Annotated in this window: 14 protein-coding genes and 1 tRNA gene; 6 read left to right on the forward strand and 9 right to left on the reverse strand. The window is 65.7% G+C overall.

Annotation, left to right across the window (positions count from 1 at the left end):
- The first annotated feature begins 160 nt into the window (after positions 1 to 160).
- Positions 161 to 676, forward strand: a complete 516-nt coding sequence (locus tag F0U60_RS31040) for an OmpA family protein (RefSeq protein WP_395805163.1) — start codon at positions 161 to 163, stop codon at positions 674 to 676.
- A tRNA-OTHER gene (locus F0U60_RS31045) sits at positions 634 to 722 on the forward strand. The genes F0U60_RS31040 and F0U60_RS31045 overlap by 43 nt, the downstream gene beginning before the upstream one ends.
- 161 nt (positions 723 to 883) lie before the next feature.
- Here the strand turns inward: F0U60_RS31045 and F0U60_RS31050 are convergent.
- The 4 genes from F0U60_RS31050 to F0U60_RS31065 form a co-directional block, all read right to left on the reverse strand.
- The gene (locus F0U60_RS31050) at positions 884 to 1,873 is read right to left on the reverse strand and encodes an aldo/keto reductase (protein WP_395805165.1); all 990 of its coding nucleotides are present in this window, start codon (positions 1,871 to 1,873) and stop codon (positions 884 to 886) included.
- Positions 1,874 to 2,084: 211 nt separating this feature from the next.
- The gene (locus tag F0U60_RS31055) at positions 2,085 to 3,110 is read right to left on the reverse strand and encodes an aldo/keto reductase (RefSeq protein ID WP_395805168.1); all 1,026 of its coding nucleotides are present in this window, start codon (positions 3,108 to 3,110) and stop codon (positions 2,085 to 2,087) included.
- Positions 3,111 to 3,286: 176 nt separating this feature from the next.
- Positions 3,287 to 4,135 (reverse strand): helix-turn-helix transcriptional regulator, encoded by an 849-nt coding sequence (locus F0U60_RS31060; protein ID WP_395805170.1) that lies wholly within the window; start codon positions 4,133 to 4,135, stop codon positions 3,287 to 3,289.
- A 619-nt stretch (positions 4,136 to 4,754) separates the two neighbouring features.
- Positions 4,755 to 5,339, reverse strand: coding sequence for a TetR/AcrR family transcriptional regulator (locus F0U60_RS31065; protein WP_395805172.1), 585 nt, complete (start codon positions 5,337 to 5,339; stop codon positions 4,755 to 4,757).
- Between the two features lie 130 nt (positions 5,340 to 5,469).
- Between F0U60_RS31065 and F0U60_RS31070 the strand changes: the two genes are divergently transcribed.
- Both F0U60_RS31070 and F0U60_RS31075 read left to right on the forward strand, forming a co-directional pair.
- Entirely contained in the window at positions 5,470 to 6,462 is a 993-nt protein-coding gene (locus tag F0U60_RS31070; RefSeq protein WP_395805174.1) for a hypothetical protein, read from the forward strand.
- A 22-nt stretch (positions 6,463 to 6,484) separates the two neighbouring features.
- A complete protein-coding gene (locus tag F0U60_RS31075; protein ID WP_395805176.1) occupies positions 6,485 to 6,661 on the forward strand; it encodes an AbfB domain-containing protein in 177 nt (58 codons plus the stop codon).
- 277 nt (positions 6,662 to 6,938) lie between these two features.
- On the opposite strand, the gene F0U60_RS31080 is transcribed toward F0U60_RS31075, so the two are convergent.
- Complete coding sequence (locus F0U60_RS31080) at positions 6,939 to 7,172, reverse strand: SMI1/KNR4 family protein (protein ID WP_395825532.1); 234 nt, start codon at positions 7,170 to 7,172, stop codon at positions 6,939 to 6,941.
- A gap of 80 nt (positions 7,173 to 7,252) precedes the next feature.
- Positions 7,253 to 9,619, reverse strand: a complete 2,367-nt coding sequence (locus tag F0U60_RS31085; protein WP_395805178.1) for a PKD domain-containing protein — start codon at positions 9,617 to 9,619, stop codon at positions 7,253 to 7,255.
- A 296-nt stretch (positions 9,620 to 9,915) separates the two neighbouring features.
- Here F0U60_RS31085 and F0U60_RS31090 point away from each other — a divergent pair, with 296 nt between their 5' ends.
- Positions 9,916 to 10,338, forward strand: coding sequence for a hypothetical protein (locus F0U60_RS31090; protein ID WP_395805180.1), 423 nt, complete (start codon positions 9,916 to 9,918; stop codon positions 10,336 to 10,338).
- 55 nt (positions 10,339 to 10,393) lie between these two features.
- On the opposite strand, the gene F0U60_RS31095 is transcribed toward F0U60_RS31090, so the two are convergent.
- The 3 genes from F0U60_RS31095 to F0U60_RS31105 form a co-directional block, all read right to left on the reverse strand.
- A complete protein-coding gene (locus tag F0U60_RS31095) occupies positions 10,394 to 13,339 on the reverse strand; it encodes an FG-GAP-like repeat-containing protein (protein ID WP_395805182.1) in 2,946 nt (981 codons plus the stop codon).
- 206 nt (positions 13,340 to 13,545) lie between these two features.
- Positions 13,546 to 15,519, reverse strand: coding sequence for an Ig-like domain-containing protein (locus F0U60_RS31100; RefSeq protein ID WP_395805184.1), 1,974 nt, complete (start codon positions 15,517 to 15,519; stop codon positions 13,546 to 13,548).
- 311 nt (positions 15,520 to 15,830) lie between these two features.
- Positions 15,831 to 17,033, reverse strand: a complete 1,203-nt coding sequence (locus F0U60_RS31105; protein ID WP_395805185.1) for a hypothetical protein — start codon at positions 17,031 to 17,033, stop codon at positions 15,831 to 15,833.
- Positions 17,034 to 17,240: 207 nt separating this feature from the next.
- Between F0U60_RS31105 and F0U60_RS31110 the strand changes: the two genes are divergently transcribed.
- Positions 17,241 to 18,269, forward strand: coding sequence for an AraC family transcriptional regulator (locus F0U60_RS31110; protein ID WP_395805187.1), 1,029 nt, complete (start codon positions 17,241 to 17,243; stop codon positions 18,267 to 18,269).
- Positions 18,270 to 18,282 lie beyond the last annotated feature (13 nt).

An 18,282-nucleotide genomic window follows, 5' to 3' on the forward strand; every position in this document is an offset into this window, starting at 1 on the left:
GGTGGGCCCCCTGGAGAAGAGGCCCGAAGGGGCGCAAGCCTTGCGGCCGGGCGGGTGGGCACGCAGTCTTTGCAGCCCCCATGACCTCTTCATGAAGCTGGACGCCTCCGGGACCCTCCATGCAGCCTGGGCTCCTCGAAGTCCCACGAAGGAGAGAGCCATGAAGATGAAGGCGCTGTGCATCGCCCTGTCCCTGCTGGCGGTCCCCACGGTCTCGTTGGCGCAGAACCCGCTTGAGCAGCTCAAGAAGTCGGCGGGTGACGCGGGCAAGGGAGCCATCGAGAAGCGCGTCAACGCGAAGCTGACGGAAGAGGCGCGCAAGAACCAGTGCAGCTTCAAGTCGGGGACGGACGTGCTCGAGCCCGGCTGCGACAAGAAGCTCAAGAACCTCACCAGCGCGCTCATCGCGGCGAAGAAGCAGCTCGATGCGGGCGGGGTGACGAACTACAAGTTCGAGGTCTCCGGACATACCGACTCAAGCGGCGACGCGGCCAAGAACAAGGAGCTCAGCGAGAAGCGCGCCGAGGTCATCGTCAAGGAGCTCATCGCACGAGGCGTGCCGCGCTCGGAGATCATCGCCGTGGGCCGAGGCTCGGAGCAGCCGCTGGTGAAGCCAGACAACACGCCGGCCAAGAAGGCGAAGAACCGGCGCTACGAGATCCAGGTCCGGCTCTGACCGGCACAGTCACCTGGAGCGGCGGGTTCGATTCCCGCCGCTTCCACATGAAGTTACCCGCCGCTGTGAGCCTCGCCCTCTGCTGGCAGGGGAGCGCGGTTTGCTTTTGGGGACCAAATCGGGCTCCTCGGGACCAAAGAAGGACCAAACGGAGGGGGTCCGACGTGGGCAATCGCAGGGTATGGACTGGCAGATAGCTCTGTCGCTCTATCGGCCGAATTGGGACTGCAGGCTCTCTGGGACGCGCGCTCCTTGGATCTGGATGTGCGCGGCTGCTTCCTCGATGCTCTGCAGATCTCGAGACGTCAGCTCAAGGTCGATAGCGCCCAGATTTTCTTCCAGTCGATGCAGCTTGGTGGTGCCGGGGATCGGCACAAACCACGGCTTCTGCGCCAGCACCCAAGCAAGCGCGATTTGCGCCGGGGTCGCCTGTTTGGCGGTAGCAATGTGCTGGAGCAAGTCGACTAGCGCTTGGTTCGCTCGCATAGCTTCGGGCGCAAAGCGGGGCAGCAGACGGCGTAGATCGTTGTCGGCCAACGGTGTGGTGAAGTCCATTTTGCCAGTAAGAAAACCCTTGCCGAGCGGGCTGAAGGGTACAAACCCAATACCCAGCTCCTGAAGCGTTGGAATGATTTCCAGCTCGTGCTCTCGCATCCACAGCGAGTATTCGCTCTGCAACGCAGTCACACGTTGCACGGCGTGGGCACGGCGAATGGTCGTTGCACCGGCCTCTGACAAACCGAAGTGCTTGACCTTGCCCTCTGTAATCAGGTCTTTGACTGTCCCGGCTACATCTTCGATAGGCACGTTCGGATCGACACGGTGCTGGTAAAGCAGGTCGATGCAATCGGTTCCAAGACGCCTGAGCGACGCTTCGGTCACTCGACGGATCTGTTCGGGTCGGCTGTCGACGCCCGAGAGCGGGCTTGGCCCGTGCTCGCCGTGCTTGATACCAAACTTCGTTGCGATCACAACCTGGTTGCGTACAGGCGCTAGCGCTGAACCGAGTAACTCCTCATTGAGGAATGGGCCGTAGACCTCGGCAGTGTCAAAGAAAGTCACGCCACGATCGACTGCAGCGCGCAGCAACCGTGTCATCTCTGTCGAGTCGGGCGGCGAGCCATAAAAGAAGCTCATACCCATGCAGCCCAAGCCCATGGCAGAGACTTCGAGTTCTCCAAGTTTGCGCTTTTGCATTTACGATTCTCCTTTGTGTGTCGCGCGAGGGCGATAGGACGGACAAGCCCAGGCGAGGGACACGGACGAGGAGCCCATGAGCCGCACGCGGGGCCGACGCACAAGCCCTTTATCTCATTGACCGCTTGAATGCCTCCGACGAGCCCGCATGGTCGCCCACGGCGTGAACGACATGCGGGCATGCGGGCTCGCCAGACGGCAACAGTTGACGTTAGCGAGCGTTCTTCGGCGCTCTGCCTTGGTTGCGTAGGAACTCGATCATCCAGCCCGGGTATTCGGCGGGCAGTGCGCTCACCTTGTCGAGCTCGGCGATCTCGGCGGGGTCGAGCACGAAGTCGCTCGCCTTCAGGTTGTCCCTGAGCTGCTCCTCGTTCTTCGCGCCGACAATGATCGCGGAGACGTGGGGCTTTGCGAGCAGCCACGCAAGCGCGACGCATGCGACGCTCGCGCCCTTGGCGTCGCCAATCTTCCGCATCGCGTCGATGCAGTCGAAGGCGCGGTCCTTGTTGACGGGCGGGAAGTCGAAGCTGGCTCGGCGCGAGCCGTCAGGACTTTTGCCGTCACGACCATGCTTTCCGGACAGCAGGCCCCCGGAGAGCGGGCTCCATACCATGAGCCCCATCTGCGCGTCGTTCAGTAGAGGCACGAGTTCGCGTTCGAGATCGCGGGTGGCGATCGTGTAGTGGGCTTGCAATGACTCGAAGCGAGCCCAACCATGGCGCGCCGCGATGCCGTTGGCCTTGGCGAGCTGCCATGCTGCGAGATTCGAGCAGCCGACGTAACGCACCTTGCCAGAACGGACAACGTCGTCGAGGGCGCGCAGCGTCTCGTCGAAGGGGGTCACCGGGTCGAAGCCGTGAATCTGGTAGAGATCGACCCAGTCGGTCCCGAGGCGCTTCAGGCTGCCTTCGATGGCGCTCATGATGTGAGCGCGGGAGAGGCCCTGCTGGTTCGGACCCGTGCCGACCTTGCCGCGCACCTTCGTGGCGAGCACGACGTCTTTGCGGCGCGCGCCGAGGGCCTTGCCGAGGATCTTCTCGGACTCGCCCTCGGAGTAGACGTCAGCGGTGTCGAAGAAATTGATGCCGCTCTCGAGCGAGATGGACACGAGCTCGTCGGCCTCGGCCTGGGCCGTCTTACCAATGGGCTCGTAGAAGCCCTTCCCGCCGAATGTCATCGCTCCGAAACAGAGTTCCGAGACGTAAAGGCCAGTGCGGCCGAACAGTCTATAACGCATGCGCAATTCTCCTTGACGCAGGCCACCGGACGCCCCGGTCGGCCTGCTCACGGCGCTCACGATACGACCGGCGTGAAGGGTTGCCAGAGGGAGACTTTATCCTGGGACCGCCACCACCAGCCTGAAGGCGTAGCTGCTGAGGGCTTCTTGAGCCCGCGGTCCTCGCGGCGCGCCGTTCACCTTGTGATCGGCCCGAAGAGTCGCCTCGTGCGCTCCTCGCTCTCGCCAGCCTGCGGTGAGTAGAACGTGACACGAAGCACGCGCCCGTCGGGCTCCGCCTGCGTGAGCGTCACGTACTCGAAGCGCACGAGCCCCACGTCCGAATGGATCAGCTCCTTCGAGCCCTCGCCCACCTCGACCACGTCATGGTCGCCCCACCAGCGGGCGAACTCGGGGCTCACCCGCGACAGCGCGGCCGCCAGCTCGTCGAAGGCCGAGCGGTCGGCCGAGCGCGCCGCGTCGAGGCGAAAGCGCTGCACGCTGGCTCGCGCGATCTGCTCCCAGGCGGGTATCATGCGGCGCCTATCCGGGTCGGCGAACAGTCTCCAGAGCCCGTTGCGGAGCGCGGGCGTGAGCTTTGAGAAATCTCCGTAGAGCCTCACCGCGGCCGTGTTCCAGGCGAGGTAATCCCAGCGCATCGTGGCCACGAGCGCCGGGAACGGGTGCACGTCGAGCACCCGCTGCAGCGCCTCGCTCACGCCGGCCGGGGCGATCAGCGGGCTCGCCGCCGGCCGCCCCTGGGCGAGCGCAAACAGGTGCGCTCGCTCGCTCGGAGTCAGCCGCAGCGCCTGCGCCAGCCGCTCGAGGAACGGCTCGGACACATGGATGTCGCGCCCCTGCTCGAGCCACGTGTACCAGCTCACCCCCACGTCGGCGAGCTGCGCGACCTCCTCGCGCCGCAGCCCCGGCGTGCGCCGCCGCGCGCCCTCGGGCAGCCCCACATCGGACGGCCGCAGCCGCGCCCGGCGGGTCCGGAGAAAGTGCCCCAGCTCGGAGCGCGGAGACGACAGGGACGCGGCGGTCACGGGCCGCAGTCTAGTGGAATGTCCGGCAAATAGTTGGACATGGTCGCGGAGCCCGTACTGTTCCCGGCGCAGGAGTCCGGGCGCTGGGCCTTCGACGACTGTGTCCAAGAACTTCGCGGACACTCCACTATCCAGCAGACACATGCCCGCCCAGCCCAGGCCGCCATCCCATGAGGTGCGCGGTAGGGGACTGGCTCTCTTGGCTGGGACGTATTGAGTCTCAACACCACGTGGTCTGGGGGGCCCTCGCGCCGGGGCCAGCTCCGCACCTGCCGTGGCCAGGCCCAGGCGCTCCAGAATCGCTCGCACTCCACCCCCTGCCTTCACGTCCGCCAGCACCCGACGCCTGCCTCCACCCAACCTTGCACATCTCGTGTTGCGCAGGAGGAGGCCGACCGGCTCTTGTGAGGGCCTGCCGTGTTGCACGTATGTCGCAGGAGCCTGCGGAATAGACTGGAATGGGGCGGGACAGGACAGGACGCGGCGGGATACCGACTCCCCAGCATTCCGGGCGGGTGCGAGATAAGGGCGCGATTCTGCTGGGAGTTTCGCACCGCCCGGCGTGGGTTCGATTCCCGCATCCTCCACTAGAAGCTTCCTGGACTCCAACAGAGAGGGGTCACGGCCGGTCCGGGGCGCTGAGCGCCCCGATCATGATGCGCGAGAGGGCGGCGATAGCCTGCTCTCGCGACGTCCGCCCCGAGGCGGCGGCTTGCGCCAGGGCTTCCGAGGCGCCGAGGATGCCCTCCATCAGCACCTGACCCTCCTGGCGGGGAAGCTTCATGAAGCGCGCGAATGCCTTGCGATACTCGGCGACATAGGAGTCTCGCAAGGATTGCCGGAAGTCCTCCATTTCTTCAGTGGCCGAGAGGGCCGCGGAAATGGCTCCGAACTCGGGTCCGGCAGTCAGGACGCAATCGATGTAGGCAGCGCTGACAATCTCCACGACGTCCTTGAGCGTCCGTCCCTTGGCCTCCAGGGCGGCACGCATCGCCAGGATCTGTCGCTCGTCATAGTCTCGATACAGGGCGATGAGCAGTCCGGCTCGTGTGCCGAAATGCTCATAGGCGATCGGCTTGGTCACGCCGGCGCGCTCGGCCAGGTAGCCGAGCGTCAGCGCTTCGGTTCCCTCGGTCCGGACGATCTCGGACGCAGTCTCCAGGAGTTGGCGCCTTCGCTGCTCCTTCGCCATTCGTTTCGCCATGGCCAATGTGTGCACCTCTCGTTCGCGGGCTTTCCGGGTCATCGAAGAGGTTTGCTTGACCCGGACACCCACCCTCCATATTACTACTGGTAACCTACTTTTAGTAACCAGCAGGTGACAGGGGGTTGTCATGAAGTCACGCATTCTCATCGCAGGCGGTTACGGGCTCGTGGGCAGCACCATCGCGCGGCACGTCAGGAAGGTCAGCAAGGACGTCGAACTCATCCTCGCGGGGCGGAATCCCGAGAAGGGAGCGGCGCTCGCCCAGGAGTTGGGCGGTGCCACGACGGCCCATCTCGATGTGGCGGATTCCGCGCGGGGACTGCGCGAGGTGGGACCCATCGACCTCATCGTCGCTGCCCTGCAGGACCCGGGCGACAGTCTCATCCACGCCGCTCTCGCGCAGGGCATCGCCCACATTGGCATCACGAAGCTGGCCGAGGACATTGCACCCATCACCTTCACGGCATTGAGAACGCCCCCGAAACGTCCCATCGTTCTGCTAGGCCACTGGCAGGCGGGCGTGCTGACCCTCGTTGCGAGGAAGGCAGCCGAAGTGTTCAGCCGTGTCGACTCCATCCAGGTGGCGGGGCTCTTCGACGCTCGCGATCCGATTGGCCCGATGACCACTGGCGATGTCGAGCACTTCGTCGGCCGGGCGCTGCTGCGTGAAGCCGGAAACTGGGCCTGGGTTGACGCTACGCGGCACGCGAGACACGTTCGTCTCTCGGAGGAGAGCGTAGTGCAGGGTGTTCCGATGTCCGTACTCGACGTGCCGAGCCTCGCGGCGATCACCGGCGCGGCGAACGTCCGCTTCGATTTCCTGCAAGGCGAGTCCCTCGGAACTCGCGCCGGACGCCAGGCCTCCCATGACCTCTACATCGACATTGAGGGGCTCCTGCGGGACGGTAAGCGGGCCAGTCGTCGGACGGTGGTGTCCGACCCCTCTGGCAATGCGCATCTCACGGCCCTGGGGGTGTTGGTCGCCATCGAGCGCGTCCTGGGGTTGGACGGTCGGCCCGCCGCCGGTGGCGGACTGCATCTCCCTGAAACGCTCGTGGATCCTGACGAGGCGCTCGTACGGTTCAAACAATTCGGCGTTCAAGTCGTCGGCGATGTTTGAATGCGATCCAGTGGCGTCTGGGATGGAGCTTCGCCACCAACTCGAGGCACTTGATCTCTATAACTTCCCAGGCAACTACCTGCGCCACTCCAACGCCGAGGTCTGGCTCGCGGCCGGTGGGGCAGACAGCGGCAGTAACCGCACCGCCAGCCTCATAGAGGACGCGAGCTGGGACGTGACGTCCGCCTGGGCTCCCTGAGTCGAGGCACCCCGAACCAGCGACGGCACACGTCTTTCGCCGGTTCGGGGTAGTTCAAACCGATCGCGATCGCACGGCTATTGGCAAGACCTTGGTAACAACTGGACCCAGTGCCAGGAGTTGGTGATGAACAAGGCCGCGCTCGCCGCTACAAGCCGGGGCATCTGCGCACGTTGCAGCGGCGAGTGCGCCAGTGGAGAGGTAAGCTCGGCGATGCTGTTCGATACCTGTCGAGGGAATCCCCTGCGCTTCGGCTTCACGAGAAGTTGTGGAGGACTCAGTCCCTTTTCAGCCAGTAGAGGCGGCCACCGCTGCGCAGGGCGCGTTCGAGGAAGTCGGAGAACGAGTGGGCGATGCGCTTGTTGCTCCCTGACTCCATGAACGTCTCGTGGAAGCAATCGAGCAGTGGGTAGTACCCGTTCTCGGTCGTGCTCGTATCGAGCGCGACGTAGTCGCCATCCCCTGTGTCGCAGACGACGTACCAAAGGAGGGAAGGTCTGTTGAGGGGCAGCGGGCAGGGGCGGAGGGCCGAGGAGGGACCGCTGACAGGGGCCGCTTGAGCAGTGCGACAGGCCGGTGCCCGGCGAGCAGTTACCGAATCTCTTCAGGCGCGCCATGGCGAAGAAACTGCCGGCGCACGATGCAGTGCCCAAAGCCACCGGCCCGGCGGCTGGATGCACGGTTTCTGAGGGCGAAGCCGAGCGCCGAGAGCAGCAGCAAGACCGCCGTGGGCCCTCCGCCCTCCTGGCCCGCGGCGCAGCCACAGCCCGAGCTCGAAACGGGCGATGGCTGCCGGTCGGTCACGCGAACGGTGACGGTGTCCTCGCCGCGCTGTCCGCGGGCGTCCGTCACTTGGAGCTGGAAGGTGAGCGCCGTCTCCCCGTCCACCTCGGGCGCGTTGAACATGGCCATCGGGCCCGCCGGCATGAGGTTCACCGGGGGGCCGTCCACCTGGGTCCAGGTGTAGCTCAGGCCGGAACCCTTCGAGCCCGAGCCGTTGAGCGTCACCCCACTGCCCTCGCGCACGCTCTGGTCCGCACCCGCCCGGGCCACCAGCGACGTGTCCAGCACGAGCACGGTCACCCTCACCGGTTCGCTCTCCAGCTTTCCATCACCCACGACGAGCTGGAAGGTGAGCTTCGTCTCCCCATCCACGTCGGGCGCGGTGAAGGAGGGCGAGGCCGATTTGCTGTCGCTCAGGGTGACTGCGGGGCCCTCCACCCGCTTCCAGGTGTAGACGAACTCGGTCTCTCCATCCTCATCCGTGGCGCTCCCCTCGAGCGTCACGAGCGTCCCCTCGTCCACCGCCTCCACCGGCTTCACCGAGGCCACCGGCGCATGCTCGATGTTGTTCACCTTCACGGTGACGGTGAACGGGGCGCTCGGCGCCTCGCTGTCATGGGCGACGACCTGGAAGGTGAGCACCAGGGGCTCCGTCACCTTGGGCGCGACGAAGGAGGCCCGTGCCGTGGTGTCCCCCTCCAGGGTGACGCTGGGCGTGCCCACCTGCGTCCACTGGTAGCTGAGCGTGTCCCCGTCAGCATCCGTGCCCGAGGCCTCCAGGGTCACCGGTTCCAGTTCGAAGACACTCAGCTCCGGCTCGGCCTCCACCGTGGGCGCGTGGTTGCCTTCGGGGAGATCACGCACCCGCACCGTCACCCCGTCTGGCAGGCTCGGTTTCTCCCCATCGTGCACAATCAGCTCGAATTGGAAGTCCGTGTCCGCCAGCACCTTGGGGGAAACGAAGGTGGGGTTGGGCACGCTCGGGTCGCTGAGCGTCACGAGCGGGCCCCCAGTCTGCGTCCACTTGTAGGTGAGCGGTTGGCCCTCGGGGTCCTTTCCGCTGCCGAAGAGCGTCACCAGGCGCCGCTCGTTGACGATCTGGTCCGGGCCCGCGTCCGCCACCGGCACCCGATCGAGGCACTCGCCCCGGTGCGCCACCAGCGAGGTGAAGGGCGTGTTCACCAGCCCCTCGAACTTGAGGTCATCCAGGTCCCAGCCCGTGGCGCCCGTGTCGAGGTCCGTGCCGATGCGGAAGCGGATGTACACCGTCTTTCCCGCGTAGGCGGTACCGAGGTCGGCGGTGGCCGGAGCGAACTTCGGGTACCCGGGACTCTGGCCTCCATATGCCTTCCGACCCTTGAGCGGATTCTCTCCTGATGCTTCGAGTGTCGCGTTGTAGGTGGGGGTCACCGCGGTGCCAATGTTCTCCCAGGTCCCCCCTTCACCCTCGCGCAGCTCGATGACGGCGCCGTCGTAGAAGGCGGTGTTGAACTTCTCGAAGTCGTAGCGGTGCTGGAAGGTGAACCGAAACGCCTCCGTCTCCGACACCTGGAGGCGCGGCGAGACGAGCACGATCTCTCCGGTTTTCGCGTTGTTCGGTCCGCGGAAGAACCAGCCCGTGTCCGCCGAATCGGAATGACGCTCCCACCACGAGAGGCCCTTGGAGCTGGGCGAGAAGGTCCACTTGTGATGGGGCGATTCCACCGTCTCGGAAGTGCTCGTCTCCGGCAGCTCGTCCGTGTCCACCCGGTACACCGCCGTGCGCGTCTTGTACTCGGGATCCTGCTCGGTGGCGCGGTAGTCGATGCGCAGGGTGACATCGCGCGGCCTGGCGGAGCCCAAGAGCTTCACGGCCAGCTCCGCTTTGATTTCCTCGCCCGGCTTCGAGGCGAGCAAGGGCGTCTCTTCCTTGGGGAAGGAGACGTCCGGGTCGTCGCTGGCGAGTCTCACGCGCGTGTCCGCGAGCGGCTCGGTGCCGCTGTTGCGCAGGGTGACGCGCACGAGCGCGGTCTCACCCGTGTCGAGCACGCCATCATCATCACAGGAGTCCACCGTCCCCGTGGACTCGAGCAGCTCCACGCTGACGAACGTCACGTCCTTGCCGGTGGCGAAGGAGAAGGCCTTCACCGGAGCGAGCAGGAACAGACCCAACCACACGGCGACGCATCGCTTCACGGTACGGCCTCCAGGGTTCGTCAGGAGCGGCCCCCCGACTCTAAACCCCCTGGCTCCCGAATTTCACAGGAGGGAGGCCACCTCACGCAGGCCACCACGCCGAAGTTCAGGTTCGCTACCAGGCCGGGCTTCACGCGCAGCCAAACGCTTGAAGCCAACTGGATGCGGCGAGAACCAAGGCTCGCTCATGCGCCTGCCCAGCGAGCGGCGGAGCGTAGGACGCCTCCCTTGCGACCCCAGGGGAGGCGTCTCCATCGTCAACCCCCTGGAGGGAGACGAGGACGATGGAAGGCCTTTTGAATTTGCACGAAACCCAGACAACAACTTCGCAGGACGTGGGCCGCGGTGTGCTGGGCACGTTCATGCTCGGAGCCGGCACGGGCCACCTCACCTTCGCGCGGCAGTCCTTCCAGGCGCAGGTGCCCGACTGGGTGCCGATGGACAAGGACACCGTGGTCCTGCTCTCGGGCGTGGTCGAGATCGCCCTCGGCCTGTCCATGCTTCTCAATACGCGGCACAAGGTGCCCATGGGACTGGGCCTGGCGGCGTTCTACGCGCTGGTCTTTCCCGGCAACCTGCACCAATACGCCAAGCGCCTTTCCGCGTTCGGTCTCAATACCGATACCCAGCGCTTCGTCCGGCTGTTCTTCCAGCCCGTGCTGATGGGGTGGGCGCTGTGGTCCACCGGTGCCTGGAAGGCGCTGCGGCAGAGGAAGTAGCGCGAAGCGGGAGACAGGTGATGAACCCGTCTCCCGGTCCTGGCCCTGGGCTGCTCTACAACCGGCCCATGTTCCCATTCCAGGTGGTGGAGAAGGCACCAGAGTCCTGGGCATGGACGAGGACGTTGAGCTGGCCGGCGTTGTTCCAGCACTGGAGGAGGTCCGTCCTGCCATCGTGGTTGATGTCCGACACCAGGAACTTCAAGGCGCCTGAGCCCGCGGCGATCCCCGCGGTGTTCCCATACAACTCATAGCCCGTGCCATTGGAGCGCCAGACGATGAGTCTGAGCGAGCCGGAGTGGTCCCACAGCTGGAAGAGGTCCGTCTGTCCATCGGCATCCGCGTCACCGGTGAGCCACTCCACCGCGCCCACTCCCGCGGGCATCACTCCACTCCAGTTGGTGGCGTAACGGTTGTCGTAGGACTGGTGGAGGCTCATGGCCAGGGTGCCGTTGTTGTTCCACAGCTGGACGATGTCTGTCCGCTTGTCCTTGTTCACATCGACGGCGAGGAACTTCACGGCGCCCACGCCCGCGGCGATCCCCGAGGTGTCCGCGAACGGCTCATAACCCGCGCCATTGGAGCGCCAGACGATGAGTCCGAGCGAGCCGAAGTTGTTCCACAGCTGGAAGATGTCCGTCTGGCCATCGGCGTCCGCGTCACCGGTGAGCCACTCCACCGCGCCCACGCCCGCGGGCATCGTCGCCGTCCAGCTGGTGGTGTAGCGGTTGCCGTAGGACTGGTGGAGGCTCATGGCCAGGGTGCCGTTGTTGTTCCACAGCTGGACGATGTCCGTCCGCTTGTCCTTGTTCACATCGACGGCGAGGAACTTCACGGCCCCCACACCCATCTGGACCCCCGAGGTGTCCGCGAACGCCTCATAGCCAGTGCCATTGGAGCGCCAGACGATGAGTCCGAGCGAGCCGAAGTTGTCCCACAGTTGGAAGAGGTCCGTCCGGCCATCGGCGTCCGCATCACCGGTGAGCCACTCCACCGCGCCCGAACCGGCCCCCATGTTCAGGTTGGTCCAGGGAGCCTGGTATCTTCCCGCGCAGTCCGACAGGCTCACGCTCAAGCCAAGCAGGCCCTGCGTGTTCAAGGTGCGCACGAGGTCCGTACACCCGTCGCCATTCACATCCACCTGCTCGAACACCCGGCCCGTGGGAATGCGTGACAAGGCGCCCGACGGGACGACCCTCACCCGTTCCGCCGGGAACCCTGAGGTGATGGCCGCTAGAGGGCTCGCGAAGGGGTACTTCTGGCCACCGTACATGGCATACACCGTGTCGCGATTCTCCTCCCGGAGCCCCGTCCCCTCCCGGGGAATGCTCGGAAAGGCATCCAGGGTCGTTTGGGACACCTCGCGCACGTGGGCCTCGCCCAGGCCGTAGTAGTTGCTCAGGAAGTCCCAGCTCGGCACGTACACCTTGGCTCCCCCCACTACCAGGTAGACAGTATCAGTACCGGAGACACGCAGCAGCGTGCCGTCCGGAGCGAAGCGGGGATCCGTCGCGCGCAGGGACGCGAGGATGTGGCGGGCGTAGGCGTGGTGCCCTTCCTCGTTGGGGTGTGCCGTCCCCGTCGTCTCGGAGATGTTGTTGAGGGGCCCCTGGAGGACCGCCGACTCCGGTCCCGACCGGAACCATCGCGCGGAGCCAGCGCACATCCCGTGGTTGCGGAACTCCTCCTCCACCCCGCCCACGTAGTGCCAGGGCCGGTTGAGCTGCTGCTGCGTCTGGACCGCGTTCCTCATGTGCTGGTTGAGTGGGGCGAGGAAGTTCTGCTGGATCCACTGGGGCTCGCCCTGCGAGCGCCGGATGCCATCGAAGCGGATGCCGAGGTCATTGGAGATGTCGTCCATCAGCTCGTAGCAGGTCTCTCCGTTCTGATCGCGGGACAGGTCGGGATACTCGGTGAGGAAGACGTTGGCCACGTTCAACCGGGAGTGGAGGGTGTCGGCCAGCTCCACGTAGCGCGCAGGCAGTGCGTTGCTCAGCCCTCGCACGTTGGCCTCCAGGTGCCGCCCATCCCAGGAGTCGGCGCCGTGGCAGGTGGAGGTGACGACGCAGTGCTTGAGCACGTCCCCGAAGCCCATGTCGTTTCCGCCCGCGCTGATCACCAGCGCATCGATACGGCGCCCCTGGGAGATGCGCTGCAACTGCTCGATCTGCGGCTCGAGGAACTGCGAGGAGCTCCACGGTCCATTCTCGGGGTAGGGGTGCTCGATGCCGATGTAGCGCCCCAGCAGGCCGGAGCCCTGGCTGTTGCCCGACGTCTTGAACGTCTCGAAGGGTCCCTGGACGAACGTCTCGCGGCTGATGTTGGCACCGGAGCAGGCCAGGGAGACGTAGGTGACGGACGTGCGGCGGTCCTCCTCCTCGAGCTGCAGGGCCACCAGCGCGGAGCTGGCCTTGAAGGAGCGATGGCAGCGGGGGTCGGCCCACTTCGCCTTGCCGTCCCAGGACTCGTTCGCCGGAATGTCCGGGTTGCCCTCGCCGGAGCCGTACGAGTCACCCAGCCCGACGATGAGCAGGTCCTTCACCGTCACCGTCTGCGTGTAGTCCCGCGACTCGCCAGACGGGGCCTGGATGGTCAACGTCACCGAAAAATCGCCCTGCCCGGGGAAGTACAAGGAGAAGCGGCAGCCGCGATCCAGGTACGTCGCCTGCCAGTCCGCACCGGTCCAGCTCTTGCCGCTCATGTTCCACCGGTAGCTGTAGCCAGCCTCCGTGGTGGGACAGCCGTCGAGCTGGACGGCGAAGGACTTCGCGTTGACGTAGGTCTCATAGCTGAATTCGCGAACCCCGTTTCCATCCGTGTCCTTGGGGAAGCGATCCTCCATGGACCAGTCGAAGCCCCGCGGCAGCGGGTCGAACGAGCTCAGCCGGGCAGTGCCCTGCGCTCCGGTGGACGAGGCCGAAGGCTCGGATGGGGAGGGAGTGTTGCAGGCCGCGGCCCAGAGCAGGGCGGCGGCCAGGATGATTCGAGACGTGAGTTTCAAGAAGGATGCGCTCCGTGAAAGACGCTGGGTTTCCAGGGCCCCTAGGAGCCCCGGCGCATCCCGACCTGCCATGTTTTTCGCGCTGCGCCTGTGAAACGCTTCACTCCGAGAGATGAAACATTTCACTCCTCCGTATCAGCTCCTGTTTGCGGGCGGTCCTCGCAACACACGTGGGTGGCCGGACTCCACCCCCCGCCCCGACTGTCTCACGGGACGAAGGTCACGGAGGCCGTCTGGCTGATGCTGCCCGCCGTGGCGGTGACCGAGGCCGTCCCCGGCACGAAGGAGCGTAGCGTAATGGTGGCCACGCCCCCCACGGTCCAGACACCCTGGCTGCTCGGAACGCCCATTGTGAAGGACCAGGTGACGAGGGTTTTGTCCGCCACCGGCTGGCCCGCCTTATCCGTCACGTAGGCCGTGAAGGTGTAGGTGGAGGAGCCATCGGCCGGAACGGAGTCGCTCGACGGGGTGAACGACAGCGACATGAAGGCCGGGGCCGGCGCGTTGGCGATCGTGCCCGTCTTGGCCGTCACCTGCTTGGTGGTGTCGTAGACGAGGTCGGTGGCCGTGAGGGTAATGTTGATGACCGACTGGTAGTTGGGCGCCTTCAGGTTGGCGCAGAACCGGCCCGCCGTGGCGAGCGTATGCACCGGGGCCAGAACCCCTCCCTCCACGATCGCCAGGGCGGGAATCGGGTTGTCATAGGCGTCCATCGCCGTGGCGCAGACCTGGAAGGACGCGTTGGTCTCCACGGAGGAGGGAACCGAGATGCGCTTGATGGCCGCCAGGGGACCGCTGCGCACCTCGGTGGACCTCGTGTGGGTGACGGAACCGGCCTTGATGACCACCGAGAAGGTGCCCGGTTTGGTGGGCGCGGTGACCTGCACACAGTAGTTCCCGTTGTATGTGATGGTGGCCCCGCCGTTCACCGTTACCGGGGTGCCATCGAGCACACGATTGCCATACGCATCCACCACCGTACCGCAAACGTTGACGCTGCTCCCCACGACCAGCGAAGGAGGAATGGACGAGACATTGATGTTGATGCCCTTTGGCTCTCCGGGCAGGAGCTGGAGAGTCGCCGAGGCCAGCAGCGGCACCTCCGGTATCTCCGGCGAAATCACCTGCAGGGTGTAGGTGGAGGCGCGGGTCGGCAGGGTGTACGTCGCGCTGAAGGCTCCCCCCTGGGTGGTGACGTCCAGCACGCTGTTCACGATGATGAGGAGTTTCGAGCCATCCTCCACTGCGTTGCCATACACGTCCACCACGGAGCCCTTCACCGTGAGCTGCGTGGCCACCTGCGCCTGCGCGGGCAGCTCGCTCAGCAACGCCTGGACGGGCGTCCCCGGGCGGAAGCGCAGCGCGGCCGTGCCACTCCACGTGTTCTCGGGAGCCGGGCCCGTGGCCTGGAGGCTCACCCGCACGCCCTCAGCCTCGGTGTTGGTGAGAGTGAAGGAGACGGAGCCCCCCGGCTCGGAAAGCATGGCCTCCGCCGGAGTGACCCGTGCGCTGGAGGCCAGCCGCGTGCCGTCCTCCTCCAGCCGCACGGACACCAGGGAGCCCCAGGCCGGGTTGCCGTAGTCGTCGGTGGCCACCACGGTCAGCCGCGCCTGCCCTGTCACGCGAGGCGCGGTGTCCTCCACCACGAGCTGGTAGTGCGTGGGCTCGTGCAGCGCCGAGCCGGTGATGAAAGCGAAGGAGAAGGAGTCATTGCCCGGCAACGGCTCGCCGTGCAGCAACGCCTCGTAGGCCGCGTTGACGGCCAGCGTCACCGTATACGTGGTGTAGCGGCGCAGGCTCAGCGCCGGAGTGGACACGGTGCTCGTCTCGGCATCGAACGTGGCCTCGCCCGCGGAGGCGTCCTGGGGCTCACCCACGAAGAGCTGCGAGGTGGTGCCATCCTCCACCTGGATGGCGAAGCGCCCGCTCTCCAACTGCTGGCGGAACGCGAGGTACTCCGGCGCCTGTGTATCGAGTTGGAAGGAGACGGCCGTATCCGGCCGCACCCTCACCGCCTCGTCCGTCGGCACGGTGGCGGCGACGGGCAACTCCTGGCTCTCGTGCTCCTGCTTCGGGTTCGAGCTCGCTGCATGGACCGCCATTGACAGCAACAGCACGGCGCAGACGGAGGCCCACGTGGCGCTCACCGCCTGGACGCGCACCGCGTCACGGGTGTTCATTCTGGCTTTCCCCTCATGCGCCGGCCACACGCCAGCGATGGCGGACCATCTAGCCCTTGAAATCAAAATCAGTCAATCACTTCCAATAATACATCACCCGGTCAAAGGATTGCGCCGGGAGAGACCATGGCGGTGTACGTTTCTCGTGATGGCGTGCGGGTGAGCGTGTACCCCAAGGTGGCTGCGCGGCCCCTCCACCTGCTTGTTTGTATAGATATTCACTACCAGGGCCCGCGTATCGGTTACGAGCCACGCGGGTCGCATCTTCGTCACAGTCCGCGCCCTTTCCCATACGGAAAGGGCCACGGAGGCTAGTTGCTCGCGATCGGCGGTGCGTCGGTCAGGCCTCCCGGACCGGTCCACCTATCGAACTTCGTACGATCCCAGATGTGGCTGGCATTACCGTCGATGTCCCGGTAGAAAATGTGGACCTCCGGGTCACTGTTGTTGAACAGGTAGAGCATGGCCGCGGGATCGCCACTGGCGGGCAGGGCCGCGGTTGGCGCGCCGGGACCGGTCCACTGCTCCCGGAGGAAGCCCCTCGAGGGGTCCCACGAGACATGGTAGATGTTGGTATCGGTGCCTCGGTAGAACATGTGCTGCGTCTGGCCGTCCACCACCACCGTGGGCTTGCCCGCGCTCGGACGCGAAAGATCATTCCATACATCATGGTGGAAGCCGCTCACCGGACTCCACACGATGTGATGGATGTTGTTGTTCACGGTCCGGTAGAAGATGTGGGCCTCCTGGACGTTGCTGGGATTGGTATACACGAGGGTCACCGGATCGCCGGAAGCCGCGGGCGCCGAGGTCCGTCCTCCGGGGCCGGCCCACTGATCCCAGTAGTAACCACCCGAGGCGTGCCACACGTGGTAGATGTTGTTATCAGCGCCCCGATAGAAAATGTGCTGCTCCTCCCCATTCACGCCATAGACCATGGTCGCCGGGTTACCCGCCGCGTCAGGGGCGTGAGTCTTTGCATGAGGGTGGGGGCCGTTCCACACATCCGACACGAAGGAGGAGATGGGATCCCACCGGACGTGCATGATGGTGTTGGCATAAGTCAGGTAGAAGATGTGGGCCTGCCGGATGTTGTTGGTGACGGTGACCATGGTGGCCGGGTCTCCCGCGGCTTGAGCGGTGCCGAGCGGGCTCCCCGGGCCTGCCCACTGGTCCCAGTTGTTCGTATCCCAGATGTGGTAGATGTTGAGATCCGCGCCTCGATAGAAGACGTGTGTCTGCGGCGTGCCCTCAAAGGTGTAGAGCATGGAGACCGGCGAGCCCGTGAGGGATGGAGCAGGGGTCGTCCCGTTCCCGCTCAACTGGTCCTGGTAGGTCAGGGTGGGACTCCACATGATGTGGTGGAGGTTCTGGTCGGTGGCCCGGTAGAAGAGGTGCACATCTGAGCCGTTCACCAGGGGAATGGGGTTGTTGGAGCTCACCGCCGGAGTGTCCGCCCAGGCCGTGGCGAACGTCAGGGTGGCGAGAAGAATGAGAGGGGTATTCAGACGCAAGACAGCTCTCCTTCGTGAGTGCGCATTGAGGGTCTTCAGGCAAGCAGCTCACGAGCGCCGGGAGCGTCGAGCGTTCGGCTGCTTGCGGGAATGAAGGTACATACCGGGGCCCGCTCGAACGATGACCCCAGGCGCCAAAGGATTGGCCCGGCAGGCCAGGTCGAGGGCGCAGCCGGTGGTCTCACGGTGGCATATGCTCCTCGTCCCATGTCTCGCCAACGCGCATCACTGACCGTTACGAGCCTGCTCCTCGCTTCACACATCGAGATCGCGCGCAAGCACGGCGTTCCACTCGACGACCTCTATGCCGCGCACCACGTCGATCCGGCGCACCTGCGCGACCCAGAGGCACGCGTGCCGCTCGCTCTCGCTTATGACATCTGGCGCGAGATGGGCCGCCTGGGCAAGCCGCATCTCGGCCTGCGCCTCGCCGCCGAGTACGACCTCAAGATGTTCGACGTGGTCGGTTACGTGGTTGAGAGCGCGCGCACCGTTGGCGAGGCGCTCGCTGCCGGCATCCGCTACCAACGACTCCTGTTCAGCTTCCAGTCGCTGTCCCTGGTCATCGACGGCGATGAGGCCCGCTTCATCATCCTTCCGCCCCGCGCGAGCACCGGGGGCTCGATGCCCGGCGAGCTCGAGGACTTCATCCTGGGCGGGATGCTGACGCGCTTGCGGCGGCTCGCGGGGGTGGCGGTGGTCCCGCACTCCGTCCGGCTGCGCCACCTGCCGCCTGGAGACACGCGCGCCTATCGCCAGTTCTTCGGGGTGGAGCCGGAGTTCGGCGCCGAGGTCAATGAGCTCGCCTTCGACGGCAGCCTGCTGAACCGCCCGGTGCACGGCGCGGACCCGCTCCTCCACCGCGTCGTCGCGCGCCATGCCGACGAGCTGCTGGCGCGGGCTCCGAGCGGCCTGCGCTTCGTCGACGAGGTGCGGCGGCAGATTCTCCAGTCGTTACGGCTGGGCGTGCCGACAGCCCCCGACGTCGCACGCGGGCTCTCCCTGAGCACGCGCAGCCTGGCACGCCGACTCGCCGATGAAGGCACGAGCCTCTCCGCCCTCATCGACGAGGTCCGCCGCGAGCTGGCCCTCGCCCAGCTCCAGCAGACCGACCGCAAGACGATCGACATCGCCTTCATGCTCGGCTTCTCGGAGGTGAGTGCCTTCCACCGCGCCTTCCGCCGCTGGACCGGTACCACCCCCGCCGAATTCCGCCGTGCCCATGCCGCCGGGTAATGCCCCCGCTCGA

The sequence above is a fragment of the Archangium minus genome (assembly GCF_044360475.1).
Lineage (GTDB): Bacteria > Myxococcota > Myxococcia > Myxococcales > Myxococcaceae > Archangium > Archangium minus.